Here is a 12,582-nt window from a genome sequence, read left to right as displayed (position 1 = left end):
CTCAGGTCAGCTCCCGTTGAACGCGTCAGGGTCCGGTCCGATCCGCGTGTCGCTGTTGAGCGCCTCGATGGCGGCCACGTCGTCGGCGTCGAGTTCGAAGCCGAACACGTCGAAGTTCTCGACGATGCGCGCGGGCGTCACCGACTTCGGGATCACGACGTTGCCGACCTGCAGGTGCCACCGCAGGATCACCTGCGCGGCGGTCCGGCCGTGCTTCGCCGCGATCTTGCCGATGGCGGTGTCCTGCAGCAGCGCGCCGCGGGCCAGCGGGCTCCAGGCCTCCGTGACGATGCCGTGCTCGGCGTGGAACGCGCGCAGCGGCTCCTGGGTCAGGTTCGGGTGCAGCTCGACCTGGTTGACCGACGGCACGGCACCGGTCTCGTCGATGAGCCGCTGCAGGTGCGGGATCTGGAAGTTGGACACGCCGACCGCGCGGGCCCGGCCGTCCTCGATGAGCTGCTGCAGCGCGGTCCAGGTCTCGACGTAGCGGTTCTGCGCCGGTGCCGGCCAGTGGATCAGGTAGAGGTCGACGTGGTCGAGGCCGAGCCGCTCGAGGCTCGTGTCGAACGCCCGGATCGCCGACTCGCTGCCCTGGTCGTCGTTCCACAGCTTGGTGGTGATGAACAGCTCGTCACGGGGGATGCCGGACGCCGCGATCGCCGCACCGACCTCGCCCTCGTTGCGGTAGAGGCGCGCGGTGTCGATGTGGCGGTAGCCGGCCTCGAGCGCGTCGCTGACGGACCGCTGGGTCTCTCCGGGCGGCACGAGGAAGACACCGAAGCCCAGCTGCGGGATGCGGATGCCGTTGTTCAGCCCGATGGTGGGTACGCCTGTCATGCTTGCGCCAACGACCGTCGCGGCGGCGTTCTTCCGAGTTCCGGAATCCGGTACCAGAATGTGGGAGTCGGTGGCGCGGCCTAACGTGGGTGGGTGCCCACCACCACCGCTGCCCGCCCCACGGGCTGGATCCGCAGGCTCATCGGGGCCTGCATGCGCCATCGCGGCGTCGCCATCGGCGCCGTGCTCGTCTCGGTCGTCGGTGTCAGCCTCGACGCCATCGGTCCGCTGCTCACCCGGTCCGCCGTCGACGGTGCCGTGGCCGGGTCCACCGCGGTGCTCGCCTCCGTGCTCATCGCGATCTCGGTGCTGGCGGTCCTGCGGTTCGGGATGGCGTTCCTGCGCCGCTACCTGGGCGGGCGGCTGGCCCTGAGCGTCCAGCACGACCTGCGGCGGCAGGTCTTCGCCGCCGTCCAGCGCCTCGACGGCGAGCGGCAGGACGCGTTGCGCACCGGCCAGGTGGTGTCGCGGGCCATCACCGACCTGCAGCTCGTGCAGGGTCTGCTGTCGATCGTGCCGATCTCGATCGGCGGTGTGGCGCTCGTCGTCGCGTCGCTCGTGGCGATGGTGTGGCTCTCGCCGCTGCTCACGGTGGTGGCGCTGGTGCTGCTCCCGGCAGCCGGCTGGATCACGCTCAAGTCCCGGTCCGCCCTGTTCCCGGCCACGTGGTCGGCCCAGCAGCGCGCCGCCGACATCGCGCAGCAGGTGGAGGAGACGGTCACCGGCGTGCGGGTGGTGAAGGGCTTCGGCCAGGAGGCCCGTGAGGTCGCCGCGCTGGAGTCGGGCGCGCGCAGGCTGTTCGCCGAGCGCATGCGGGCCGCGAGGCTCACCGCTCGGCTCAACCCGACGCTGCTCACGCTGCCGACACTGGGCCAGGTCGGGGTGATCGGGCTCGGTGGCTACCTGGCGCTCACCGGCTCGATCTCGCTCGGCACGTTCCTGGCGTTCACCACCTACGTCGCGCAGCTCGTCGGCCCGGCGCGGATGCTCGGCTCGCTGGTGGTCAGCGCACAGCTCGCCAGGGCGGGTGTCGAGCGCGTCTACGACCTGCGCGACTCCCAGCCCGACGTCGTCGACCCGGCCGAGCCGGCCACGCTCCCGGACGGGCCACTGGCGGTCGAGCTTCGTGACGTCACGTTCGGCTACACGCGCAGCGAGCCGGTGCTCGACGGCCTCACGCTCCGCGTCGCACCCGGCGAGACGGTGGCGCTGGTGGGCACCGCCGGCTCGGGCAAGTCCACCGTGGCGCTGCTGCTGCCGCGCTTCTACGACCCGCAACAGGGCGAGCTGCGCCTCGGGGGCGTCCCGCTGGGGCAGCTGCGCCTCGCCGACCTGCGCCGCGAGCTCGGGGTGGTGTTCGAGGAGGCGTTCCTGTTCTCCGACACCATCCGCGCCAACATCGCCTACGGCCGTCCCGATGCCACCGACGCCGAGATCGGCGCCGCCGCCAGAGCGGCCCAGGTGCACACGTTCGTCGAGGCATTGCCCGATGGTTACGACACGCTCGTCGGCGAGCGCGGCCTCACGCTCTCGGGCGGGCAGCGCCAGCGCATCGCGCTGGCCCGCGCAGTGCTCACCGATCCGCGGGTGCTGGTGCTCGACGACGCCACCTCCGCCGTCGACACCGCCACCGAGGCCGCCATCCACGACACCCTGCGCGAGCTCATGGTGGGGCGCACCACGCTGCTCGTCGCCCACCGTCGCTCCACGCTCGCGCTGTCCGACCGCATCGCCGTGCTCGACGCCGGGCGCCTGGTCGACATGGGCACCGAGGCCGAACTCCAGCAGCGCTCGGCCCTGTTCCGCGAGCTGATGGGGGTCGAGACCGCCGCGCCGTTGCACGGCCCGGTGGCCGTCGAGCCCGCCACCACCGACCTGTGGCCCGAGGTCGAGGCGGGTATGTCGGCCAACGAGTCCACGGCGGCCGCCGCGGCGGCCCGCAGCGCGGGGGGCGGCATCGGCGGCCGGGGCTCGATCGCCGGTTCGGTGGCCGTCACGCCGCGGTTGCTGGCCGCGGTCAACGCGCTGCCGCCCGCGCGCGAGCTGCCCCGGCTGGGGGCGGTCGATCCGACCGCTCCCGATCCGGATTTCCGGCTCGCCCGGCTGCTGCGCCCGGTGCGGGCACTGCTGGCGCTTGTCATCGTCGTGGTCGCGCTCGACGCTGCCAGCTCGCTGGCGTTCCCGGCAGTCGCCAGGCTGGCCGTCGACGGCGGCATCGCCGCCCGTTCCGGCGGGCTGTTGCTCGCGGCCACGCTGCTGGGGCTCGGCGTCGTCGCCGCGTCCTGGCTGGTGGTGGCCGTCGAGACCGTCATCACGGCCCGAGCCGGGGAGAGCCTGCTCTACCTGCTACGCGTGCGCAGCTACGCCCACCTGCAACGGCTGGGTCTGGACTACTACGAGCGCGAGCTGTCCGGCCGGATCATGACGCGGATGACCACCGACGTCGACGCGCTGTCCACGTTCCTGCAGACCGGGCTGGCCCAGGCGATCGTCAGCCTGCTCACCGTCGTCGGTGTCGCGGTGGCGCTGCTGGTCACCGACGTCGAGCTGGCGCTGGTGGCGCTGGCGGTGCTCCCCGTGCTGATCGTCGCCACAGTTGCCTTCCGGCGGCTCTCCTCCCGCGCCTACACCGAGGCCCGCGAGAAGGTCAGCATCGTCAACGCCGACATGCAGGAGAACGTCACCGGCGTCCGGATCGCGCAGGCCTACGTGCGCGAGGAGCGCAGCGCCGCCGCGTTCAGCGAGCGCAGCGACGCCTACCGGCGCTCCCGGCTGCGGGCGCAGACCTACATCGCCACCTACTTCCCGTTCGTCGCGCTGCTCTCGGACGTCGCGCAGGTGTCGGTGCTGGGCGTCGGGGCCACCCGGTTGGCCGAGGGCCAGCTCAGTGCGGGTGTGCTCGCGGCGTTCCTGCTCTACCTGGGGCTGTTCTTCTCGCCCGTGCAGCAGCTCTCGCAGGTCTTCGACGGCTACCAGCAGGCCAGGGTCGGGCTCACCCGCATCGCCGAGCTGCTGCGCACCCCCACCTCCGTGCCGCCGGAGCCCGACAGCGAGCCGGTGCCGGTGCCGGCACGGCTGCGCGGCGAGGTGGAGCTGCGGGGCGTGGGCTTCTCCTATGCCGGAGCGCCGTCGCCAGCGCTGCAGGACGTCTCGCTGCACGTGGCACCGGGGGAGACCATCGCGCTGGTCGGGGCCACCGGTGCGGGCAAGTCCACGCTGGTCAAGCTGCTGGCCCGGTTCTACGACACCGTGGATGGCGAGATACTCGTCGACGGTGTCGACGTGCGGCGCTTCCGCCTCGCCGACTTCCGGCACCGGCTCGGCATCGTGCCGCAGGAGGCGCACCTGTTCACGGGCGACGTCGCTGCCAACATCGCCTACGCCCGCCCGGACGCGTCGCGGGCCGAGATCGAGGCGGCGACGCGGGCGGTCGGCGCCATGGATCTGGTGCGAGGGCTTTCGGGCGGGTTCCGCCATCCCGTCGGCGAACGCGGGCAGGGCCTGTCCGCGGGGCAGCGCCAGCTCATCGCGCTCGCGCGCGCCGAGCTCGCCGATCCCGACGTCCTGCTCTTCGACGAGGCCACGGCCGCGCTCGACCCCGCCACCGAGTCCGCCGTGCTCGCCGCCGGTGACCACGTGACGTCGCGCCGCACGGCGTTCGTCGTCGCGCACCGGCTGGCCACGGCGTCGCGGGCCGATCGCATCGTCGTGCTGGACGCCGGGCGGATCGTGGAGGTCGGCACGCACGCCGAGCTGCTCGCGGTCGGCGGGCACTACGCCGCCTTGTGGAGCGCTGGAGAGCTGGAACCGGCGGCTTAAGGCAAATCCCTGCCCGATATCGGGCAGGGATGTGACAGTGGGCGCCGTTCTGGGGCACTATCTCGTCTCGTGCCCCAAGGCTCCTACGAGGAACTCATCAAGCATCTGGTGAACAGCACGCCGCTCACCGAAGGTGAGGCGATGCGGGTGGTGGCCGAGGTGATGGGGTTCTTCGCCGAGCCCATGCCCGATTTCGTGCGCCGTCGCCATGCGGAGCTGCGCGACCGGGGACTCGGCAACGACGAGATCTTCGCCGGGCTCGGTGTCGAGATCGCGGCGCGGCGGTTCTCGCCGCCCCCGATGTCGGCGCGCCAGCTCCGGCGCATCGTGTACGGCTGATCAGCGGAGGCTTTCATGTGCGGAATCGTGGGATACGTGGGTCCGCAGGACGCCGTCCCGATCCTGTTGGAGGGCCTGGGCCGGCTGGAGTACCGCGGGTACGACTCCGCCGGTATCGCGGTGGGGTCGCGCACCGGCCTGAAGGTGCGCAAGGTCAGTGGCCGGGTCGCCGATCTCGCCAACGACCTGCCGGCCCGCTTCAAGGGCTCGCCCGGCATCGGCCACACCCGCTGGGCCACCCACGGTGAGCCGACGCCGGAGAACGCGCACCCGCACACCGACATGGCCGAGCGCATCGCGGTGGTGCACAACGGCATCATCGAGAACGCCGACGAGCTGCGCGCCAAGCTGATGGCCGACGGCGTCGAGTTCACTTCGCAGACCGACACCGAGACGGTGGCGCACCTGGTGGCCGCCGCGTTCACCGCGGGGGCCACCGATCTCGAGCAGGCCGTGCGCCTGGCGTTGCGCCAGGTGGTGGGCGCCTACGGGCTGGCGGTGCTCGACGCCGAGCACCCCGACCGGATCGTCGTGGCCCGCAACGGCAGCCCGGTGCTGCTGGGTGTCGGGGACAAGGAGATGTTCGTGGCGTCCGACGTCGCGGCGCTCATCGGCTACACCCGCCAGGTCGTCTACCTCGACGACGGTGAGCTGGCCACGATCACGGCCACCGGCTACCGCACGTTCACCCTCGACGACCGCTCCACCGCCAAGTCGCCGTCCACCATCGACTGGGACGTCGTGGGCGCCGAGATCGGCGACAACGCCCACTTCCTGATCAAGGAGATCAACGAGCAGCCCCGCACTGTCGAGCGCGCGCTCCGCGGCCGCCTCGACGAGCGGTTCGACACCGCGCACCTGGGTGGGCTCAACCTCTCGGTGCGGGAGGCCCGCGAGATCCGCCGCGTGAAGATCCTCGGTTGCGGCACCGCCTGCTACGCCAGTGAGCTGGGCGCGCAGCTGATCGAGGACCTGGCGCGCGTCCCGGCGTCGTCGGAGGCGGCGTCGGAGTTCCGCTACCGCAACCCCGTGGTCGAGCCCGACACCCTCTACGTGGCGGTCAGCCAGTCCGGCGAGACCATCGACACGCTGGCCGCGGTGCAGGAGTTGCAGCGCAAGGGCGGCCGGGTGATCGGCATCGTCAACGTCGTCGGCTCCACGATCGCCCGCCAGGTGGACGGCGGCATCTACCTGCACGCCGGCCCCGAGATGTCGGTGGCGGCCACCAAGTCGTTCACCTCCACGGTGGTGGCGTTCGCGCTGCTCGCCCTGCACCTGGGCCGCATCCGCGACCTGGCCCCATCGGAGGGCAAGCGGATCATCGCCGGGCTCAACGCCCTGCCCGCGCAGATCACCGAGATCCTCGAGCAGTCCGACGCCATCGCCGAGGTCGCCAAGGAGATCGCGCAGAGCAACAGCGTGATGTTCGTGGGCCGCCGCCGCGGTTGGCCGGTGGCCCGCGAGGGCGCGCAGAAGCTGAAGGAGGTCTCCTACGTGCATGCAGAGGCCTACCCGTCGGCCGAGCTCAAGCACGGCCCGCTGGCGCTGATCAACCCGGACCTGCCCACCGTGGCCGTGGTGCCCGACGACGACCTGCTCGACAAGAACACCTCCACGCTGCGCGAGATCAAGGCCCGCAAGGGTCCCGTGATCGCGCTGGCCCACCGCGAGCTGCCCACGGAGCTGGCCGATCGCACCATCGTGATCCCGCGCAACGAGCCGGAGCTGGACGCGATCCTGATGTCGATCCCGCTGCAGCTGCTGGCCTACCACGCCGCCGTGGCGCTGGACCGCGATGTGGACAAGCCGCGCAACCTGGCCAAGAGCGTCACCGTCGAGTAGCCACAGTGCGCGCACCGACGCAGCACAGGAATTGCCGGAATCCTCTGTTTTGTGAATGAGGAGATACGGCTCAGCCGCCTGCGCATCAGCCGCCGTCGCGCCATGACGGCGGGCGGAACGATAGGGCTCGCCGGCCTGCTGGCCGCCTGCGCGGGCACCACCGCCACGCCGGCCGCGACACCACCAACGCGCGCGACAGCATCTTCGACGCCTCCGGCCTGCTCACGATGCAGCAACAGGGTGCGGGCTGGCTGGGCGTGATCAACCTCGGCGTCCGGGTGTGAGCGTCCCGCTAACCCTCCATCACCAGCCGGGCCAGCCGCGTCATGACCGCGGGGCGCCGCGGATCGGTGGTGGGCAACAGCCCCGCCAGCCGGTCGTGCGCCTCGAGGTCGTCGTGCCCCAGTGGATGTGTCACGAACGTCGCCAGCAGGTCGGCGTCCTCGGAGGCGAGCACCGCCCTGCGCAGCCCGGCCTCGATGTCGGAGCGCAGCTCGCGGATCTCCGGTGCGTCCGAGCGCGGGAGCAGCGGCCCGGTGCAGATCCGCAGCGCCTCGGCGATCTGCCCCGACTGCAGGGCCCGGCGCACGGCGTCGAAGTCGGAGTCGACGCCCGCGTCGAGCCGGTAGGGGCGGGTGCGCAGGACGTCGGCCCCGATGAGGCCGCGCAGCCGCAGGATCTCGCCCCGCACGGTGGTGGGGTTGCCCTCCTCCCCGTAGAGCAGCAGCGCGAGCTGCTCGGCGGTGCGTCCCTCCGGGTGCAGCGCCAGCGCGGTGAGCAGCTCGGCGGGTCGTAGCGTCAGCGGGATGGACCGGCCGTTGAGGATCACGGTGGGGGCGGCCGTCTCGCCCATGAACCGCAGCGAGAGCGCCCGCCGTCGGGCCGGTGCGGCGCGGTCCGGGGTGTGCAGCAGGTAGCCCTCGGCGAGGGGTTCCACCACCATCTCGCGCCCGTCGTCGAGCCGGACGGTGGACGTGGTGTCCGACAGCGCCACCCGCTCGGGCCAGGTGCCGTAAGGCTCACCGGCGATGATCCGGCCCGTCGGCGTGACGAGTGCACCGGATCTGCCTCGCAGGCTCGCGAGGTGGGGCATGTTGCGCACCCGCAGCTGCTCGTCGGCGATGGCGAGGCGCACCCGCAGCTGGTGCTCGGCGAGCTGCGCGGTGGCGGAGACGAGCTGCACCATGGCGGGATGCACCGTGTGCAGCGGCCCGCTGATGTCGATGGCGCCCAGTATCGAGCCGGTGTCGGGATCGTGGACGGGGGCCGCAGCGCACGTCCATGCGTGGTAGGTGCGCACGAGGTGCTCGGCGGAGTGGATCTGCACGGGCGCGTCGACGGCGAGTGTGGTGCCCATGGCGTTGGTGCCGATGGCGTCCTCGGTCCAGCGCGTGCCCGGCATCAGCCCGACGCCGTCGGCGGCCACCAGCAGCTTGGCGGCGCCCTCGCGCCACAGGATGATGCCCTCCGCATCGGTGACCAGCATGACGTGCATGGCCTCGTCGGCGATGCTGACCAGCGTGCTGCGCAGCAGCGGCATCACCTCGCCGAGCGGGTGCGCCTTGCGCCGGTCGGGCAGGTCGTCCTCGGCCAGCACGACCGGAGGGGTCCGCCGATCGGGGTCGACGTGGGCCGCGAGGCTGCGTTGCCAGGACTCGGATACGAGTGACCGGGGCGCCACCGGACCGGTGCCGCCGCTCAGCGTCGTCTCGAACACACGGTGGAGGACACGAGCGTGCTCGACCGGGTCGGCTGCGCTGCGCGTCGTCATGCGCCCTGCGTTGTCATCGGCACTCCGAGCGTCATCGCCCCCTGGTCAGGGGCCTCATCATCACCCAGCCCCCAACGGGCAGCAACGTGATGTCGATTGAGTGTGCAACGTCCAGGCAACGTGCAGATGCCTAACGTTGAGACACCTGCCGTCGAATTCGGAGCAGGGGAGCAGGGAGGTCACCATGACCACGGATGCCGTGCTCGACGTTCGGGTGCCGGCGGTGGAGTCCGGAACGCCGGTCGCCAGCCGCACCGCACGTGTGCTGATCGTCGACAGTGAGGCGATCGTACGGTTCGGATTGCGCCAGCTGTTCGCGCCCGACCCGGAGCTCGCCGTGATCGGTGAGGCCGCCAGCCCCCGGGACGCACTGGTCATCGCCGACCGCTGCCCGCCCGACCTGGTGATGCTCGACGTCGACCTCGGCCGCGGCGACGCCGCCGGTGTCGAGCTCGCCCGGATGCTGCTCGAGCGCCATCGCGGCGTGAAGATCCTGGTGCTGACGGGCTGCCGTGATCGCGACGTCATGATGCGCACCGTCCGCCTCGGTGTGCACGGCTACGTGCGCAAGGGTGCGGAGACCGCTGACATCCTGCGCGCGGTGCACGCGCTGCTGCGCGGGGAGAGCGTGTTCGACTCGCGCCCCAGCCCGGTCGTCGTCTCCGTGCCCGACGCTCCGGACCGCCCGCCGGCGCGCTCGTTCGGCAACGCGATGCTCACCGAGCGGGAGAACCAGGTGCTGCGGCTGCTCGCGGTCGGGATGTCCAACCGGGAGATCGGGCGCCGGCTCGTGATCAGCGAGGCCACCGTCAAGTTCCACGTGCGGAACCTGCGTGACAAGCTCGAAGTGCGCAGGCGTACCGAGATCGTGTACACGGCGACGCGCCAGGGCATCGTCTAGACATCGGGGCCGCTAGCCTGCTCCGGTGGAGATGCTGCCGGCGGTGCTGGCGAGCGGCTGGGCGTCGGGTGTCAACGCGTACCTGTGCGTCGTGATGCTCGGCCTGCTGGGTCGCCTCGGGGGTGTCGAGGCTGTGCCCGAGGCGCTGACCAGGATCGACGTCCTGATCGTGGCGGGCATCTTCTGCGTCATCGAGTTCGTCGCCGACAAGATCCCCTATGTCGACTCGGCATGGGACGCGATCTCCACGGCCATCCGCCCCACGGTCGGGGTGGTGCTCGGGCTGCTCATCGCGCACGACGCCCCGTCGCTGGAGCAGGCGGTGCTGGCGGCGAGCGGTGGGGCGACGGCGCTGGTCAGCCACCTGGTCAAGGGTGGCCTCCGGCTGATCGTCAACACCTCGCCGGAGCCGGTGACGAACATCGGGGTGAGCCTCGGCGAGGACGTCGCCGTCGCGGGCGTCGCCACGGCAACCGTGCTCGCCCCCTGGGTCGCGTTCTCGATCGCCGCAGTGCTGCTGGTGCTCGGCATCATCTTGCTGGTGATCCTGTGGACCCGCGTTCGCAGGGGATGGCGCCGGTTCACCGCATGGCGCACGCGGCGGCTCGCACCCTCCTGACCAGCGGTGCAAGGGCATCAAGATTGATATTGTGCAGGTCGTGGGCCCCGGAACCGTTGTGTGGATGTTGTGAGAATCAGACCTTTTACGGGTGCCGGAACCGGCGATGCTGCCTAATCTGGAGCCATGCTCGACGCGATCCGGTTGCTCCTGGAGAACGCGATGGCGTCTCCATGGCTGCTGCTCGTGATCGTCGGCATCGCCACGATCGACGCGCTGCTGCCGGTGGTGCCGGCCGAGGCCCTGATCATCGCGGCCGGGGTGGCGTCGGCGGCGGGCACCCAGAACCTCGCCACGGTGATCGGGGCGGCGGCGCTGGGTGCGTTCATCGGTGAGGTGGGGGCGTACCTGATCGGGCGCTCGTTCGGCCCCGCATTGCAGCGCCGACTGGTGCCCGGAACGGCTCGGGCCACCACGTTCACCCACGTCGAGCAGACGCTCGCCACCAGCGGTGGCCTGATCCTGCTCACCGCCCGGTACATCCCGGCCGGTCGCACGATCGCCGCGCTGGCCGCCGGAGCCACCGGGTTCTCGCCCGTGCGCTACGTCGCCTACAGCGCGCTGGGCGCCACGATGTCGGCCACCTACGTCGCGATGCTCGGCTATCTCGGCGGTGCCACGTTCGCGAACGATCCCCTGGTCGCGTTGCTGTTCAGCCTCGGGGTCGGCACGGCGATCACGCTGGCTGTCGGGTTCACACGCCGCCACCGGGCCGCGACCGAGCGCACCGCGCGCAACCACGAGCGCATCGACACGCCCACGAGCGCCGGTCACTGACCCCCGGGATCGCCGTCCGGGTTGCGCGCGCCTCAGGGTCGGGTCAGCCGAAAGTCGGGGTAGGTACCGCCTTTCTACTGATGCCGGTGGCTCCGGTCCTGCCTAGCGTGGTGTCCATGGTCGACGGTCTGCGGCAGTTCCTGGAAGGCGCGATGGCGTCGCCATGGCTGCTGCTCGTGATCGTCGGCCTCGCCGTGCTCGACGCGCTGCTGCCGGCGGTCCCGAGCGAGGCCCTCATCATCACCGCCGGGGTGGCGGCGGCCGCGGGTTCCCAGAACCTGGTGCTCGTCGTCGCGGCGGCGGGGCTCGGCTCGTTCGTCGGCGAGTCGATCGCCTACGGGATCGGCCGCTGGTTCGGCCCGGCCGTGCGGCGGCGGATGCCCGCGGGCACCGCTCGAGCCACGATGTTCGACAACGTCGCCCGGCTGCTGGCCACCCGCGGTGGCCTGATCCTGCTGACGGCCCGCTTCATCCCCGCCGGGCGCACGGTCGCCGCGGTGGCTGCCGGTGCCACCGACTTCCCGGCGTCGCGCTTCCTGGCCTTCAGCGGCCCCGGCGCGGTCCTGTCGGCGGCGTACGTGGCCATGCTCGGCTTCGTCGGGGGTGCTGCCTTCGCCGACGACCCGCTGGTGGCACTGCTGTTCAGCCTGGCGGTGGGCACCACCGTCACGATGGTGATCGGGCTGACCCGCCGCCGCGTCGCCGGGCCCCGCGGGGCTGGTGACCACGAGCGGATCGACGCTGACACTGTGATGACCGTCGGGGTCAGTAGCTGACCTCGGCGAAGAACTGCCGCAGCAGGCCGCCGACCAGTGCCGGCTCCTCTTCCTGCAGGAAGTGCCCGCAGCCGGGCAGCGGGGTGACCTCGGCATGCGGGACGTCGCGCTGCAGGCGCGCCATGGTGTCGGCGACGTCGGGCAGCACCCGGTCCTGTTCGCCGTAGATCGCTCGGACGGGCACCGTGATCGACGGCAGCCCGGCCGCGATCTCGGCGAAGCCGGGCATGCCGAGCCCGACGCCGGCGCGCGCGAGCGCGAGCCGGTCGGCTGCCGTCGCGAACGGCGCCTGCACGGCGGCGAGGACGTCGGCGGCGAGCTCGTTGCCGTCGGCGAGGCCGAGCCGCATGATCTCGGCGAGCCCGGCGGGGCCGGTGACGTGGTCGCGGGTGGCGCGCCCGAGCAGCGATCGCACGAACTCCACGACGGCGGGTGAGAACTCGGGGTGGAGCAGCGTGTTGAGCAGGGCGAGCGCCGCGATCCGCGCCGGCCTCCCGAGCGCCCAGTGCGCCGCGATCGGGCCGCCGATGTCGTGGCCCGCGATCGCGACCCGGTCGATCCCGAGCACCCCGAGCAGCCCGTCGACGGCGCGCTCGAAGTAGGCGAAGTCGTAGCGTGCGTCGATGGGCTTGCCGGAGGCACCGAAGCCGGGCAGATCCATCGCGATCACATGGTGGTCCGCGGCGATGGGTGGCATCACCTCGCGCCAGAGCAGTGAGGACGTGGGCCAGCCGTGCAGCAGCAGCACCGGTGGCCCGGAACCGAGCTCGCGGTAGCCGATCTCGATCCCGTCGCCCGTCTGCACGGTGTGGATCGGGATCGCGGTGAGTGCAGTGCGCATGGGTCCTCCACAAAACCAACCGACTGTCGGTCTGTTTTCTAACAGACCGACAGTCGGTTG

The 12,582-nt window shown here is 71.7% G+C and carries 10 protein-coding genes; 7 read left to right on the top strand and 3 right to left on the bottom strand.

Annotated features, from left to right (window positions below):
• Nucleotides 1–6: 6 nt before the first annotated feature.
• A complete protein-coding gene (locus ACFPFQ_RS10900) occupies nt 7–837 on the bottom strand; it encodes an aldo/keto reductase (protein WP_379617461.1) in 831 nt (276 codons plus the stop codon).
• Nucleotides 838–990: 153 nt separating this feature from the next.
• Here ACFPFQ_RS10900 and ACFPFQ_RS10895 point away from each other — a divergent pair, with 153 nt between their 5' ends.
• The 3 genes from ACFPFQ_RS10895 to glmS all read left to right on the top strand — a co-directional run bounded on the left by ACFPFQ_RS10895 (nt 991) and on the right by glmS (nt 6,837).
• Nucleotides 991–4,656, top strand: coding sequence for an ABC transporter ATP-binding protein (locus tag ACFPFQ_RS10895; RefSeq protein ID WP_379617614.1), 3,666 nt, complete (start codon nt 991–993; stop codon nt 4,654–4,656).
• A gap of 108 nt (nt 4,657–4,764) precedes the next feature.
• On the top strand, nt 4,765–4,995 hold the full coding sequence (locus ACFPFQ_RS10890) for a hypothetical protein (protein WP_379617459.1): 231 nt from the start codon (nt 4,765–4,767) through the stop codon (nt 4,993–4,995).
• A 15-nt stretch (nt 4,996–5,010) separates the two neighbouring features.
• A complete protein-coding gene (gene glmS, locus ACFPFQ_RS10885) occupies nt 5,011–6,837 on the top strand; it encodes a glutamine--fructose-6-phosphate transaminase (isomerizing) (protein WP_379617457.1) in 1,827 nt (608 codons plus the stop codon).
• 292 nt (nt 6,838–7,129) lie between these two features.
• Here glmS and ACFPFQ_RS10880 read toward each other — a convergent pair whose 3' ends face one another.
• Nucleotides 7,130–8,608, bottom strand: a complete 1,479-nt coding sequence (locus ACFPFQ_RS10880; RefSeq protein ID WP_379617455.1) for a GAF domain-containing protein — start codon at nt 8,606–8,608, stop codon at nt 7,130–7,132.
• A gap of 184 nt (nt 8,609–8,792) precedes the next feature.
• Between ACFPFQ_RS10880 and ACFPFQ_RS10875 the strand changes: the two genes are divergently transcribed.
• The 4 genes from ACFPFQ_RS10875 to ACFPFQ_RS10860 all read left to right on the top strand — a co-directional run bounded on the left by ACFPFQ_RS10875 (nt 8,793) and on the right by ACFPFQ_RS10860 (nt 11,681).
• On the top strand, nt 8,793–9,509 hold the full coding sequence (locus ACFPFQ_RS10875) for a LuxR C-terminal-related transcriptional regulator (protein WP_379617453.1): 717 nt from the start codon (nt 8,793–8,795) through the stop codon (nt 9,507–9,509).
• Nucleotides 9,510–9,540: 31 nt separating this feature from the next.
• Nucleotides 9,541–10,128, top strand: a complete 588-nt coding sequence (locus ACFPFQ_RS10870) for a DUF4126 domain-containing protein (protein WP_379617612.1) — start codon at nt 9,541–9,543, stop codon at nt 10,126–10,128.
• A gap of 126 nt (nt 10,129–10,254) precedes the next feature.
• On the top strand, nt 10,255–10,905 hold the full coding sequence (locus tag ACFPFQ_RS10865; RefSeq protein WP_379617451.1) for a DedA family protein: 651 nt from the start codon (nt 10,255–10,257) through the stop codon (nt 10,903–10,905).
• Nucleotides 10,906–11,021: 116 nt separating this feature from the next.
• On the top strand, nt 11,022–11,681 hold the full coding sequence (locus tag ACFPFQ_RS10860; protein WP_379617449.1) for a DedA family protein: 660 nt from the start codon (nt 11,022–11,024) through the stop codon (nt 11,679–11,681).
• Here ACFPFQ_RS10860 and ACFPFQ_RS10855 read toward each other — a convergent pair.
• Nucleotides 11,671–12,522 (bottom strand): alpha/beta fold hydrolase, encoded by an 852-nt coding sequence (locus tag ACFPFQ_RS10855; protein ID WP_379617447.1) that lies wholly within the window; start codon nt 12,520–12,522, stop codon nt 11,671–11,673. The two genes, ACFPFQ_RS10860 and ACFPFQ_RS10855, sit on opposite strands and share 11 nt — an antisense overlap.
• Nucleotides 12,523–12,582: the final 60 nt, after the last annotated feature.

The organism is Pseudonocardia sp. GCM10023141, assembly GCF_042653605.1.
The sequence above is the reverse complement of the archived record's forward strand: the minus strand, read 5'-3'. Positions and strand labels throughout refer to the sequence as shown.

Coding starts and splice junctions, on each gene's coding strand:
- ACFPFQ_RS10900 (WP_379617461.1), bottom strand. CDS start 837: ATGACAGGCGTACCCACCATCGGGCTGAACAACGGCATCCGCATCCCG.
- ACFPFQ_RS10895 (WP_379617614.1), top strand. CDS start 991: ATGCGCCATCGCGGCGTCGCCATCGGCGCCGTGCTCGTCTCGGTCGTC.
- glmS (WP_379617457.1), top strand. CDS start 5,011: ATGTGCGGAATCGTGGGATACGTGGGTCCGCAGGACGCCGTCCCGATC.
- ACFPFQ_RS10880 (WP_379617455.1), bottom strand. CDS start 8,608: ATGACGACGCGCAGCGCAGCCGACCCGGTCGAGCACGCTCGTGTCCTC.
- ACFPFQ_RS10875 (WP_379617453.1), top strand. CDS start 8,793: ATGACCACGGATGCCGTGCTCGACGTTCGGGTGCCGGCGGTGGAGTCC.
- ACFPFQ_RS10870 (WP_379617612.1), top strand. CDS start 9,541: ATGCTGCCGGCGGTGCTGGCGAGCGGCTGGGCGTCGGGTGTCAACGCG.
- ACFPFQ_RS10865 (WP_379617451.1), top strand. CDS start 10,255: ATGCTCGACGCGATCCGGTTGCTCCTGGAGAACGCGATGGCGTCTCCA.
- ACFPFQ_RS10860 (WP_379617449.1), top strand. CDS start 11,022: ATGGTCGACGGTCTGCGGCAGTTCCTGGAAGGCGCGATGGCGTCGCCA.
- ACFPFQ_RS10855 (WP_379617447.1), bottom strand. CDS start 12,522: ATGCGCACTGCACTCACCGCGATCCCGATCCACACCGTGCAGACGGGC.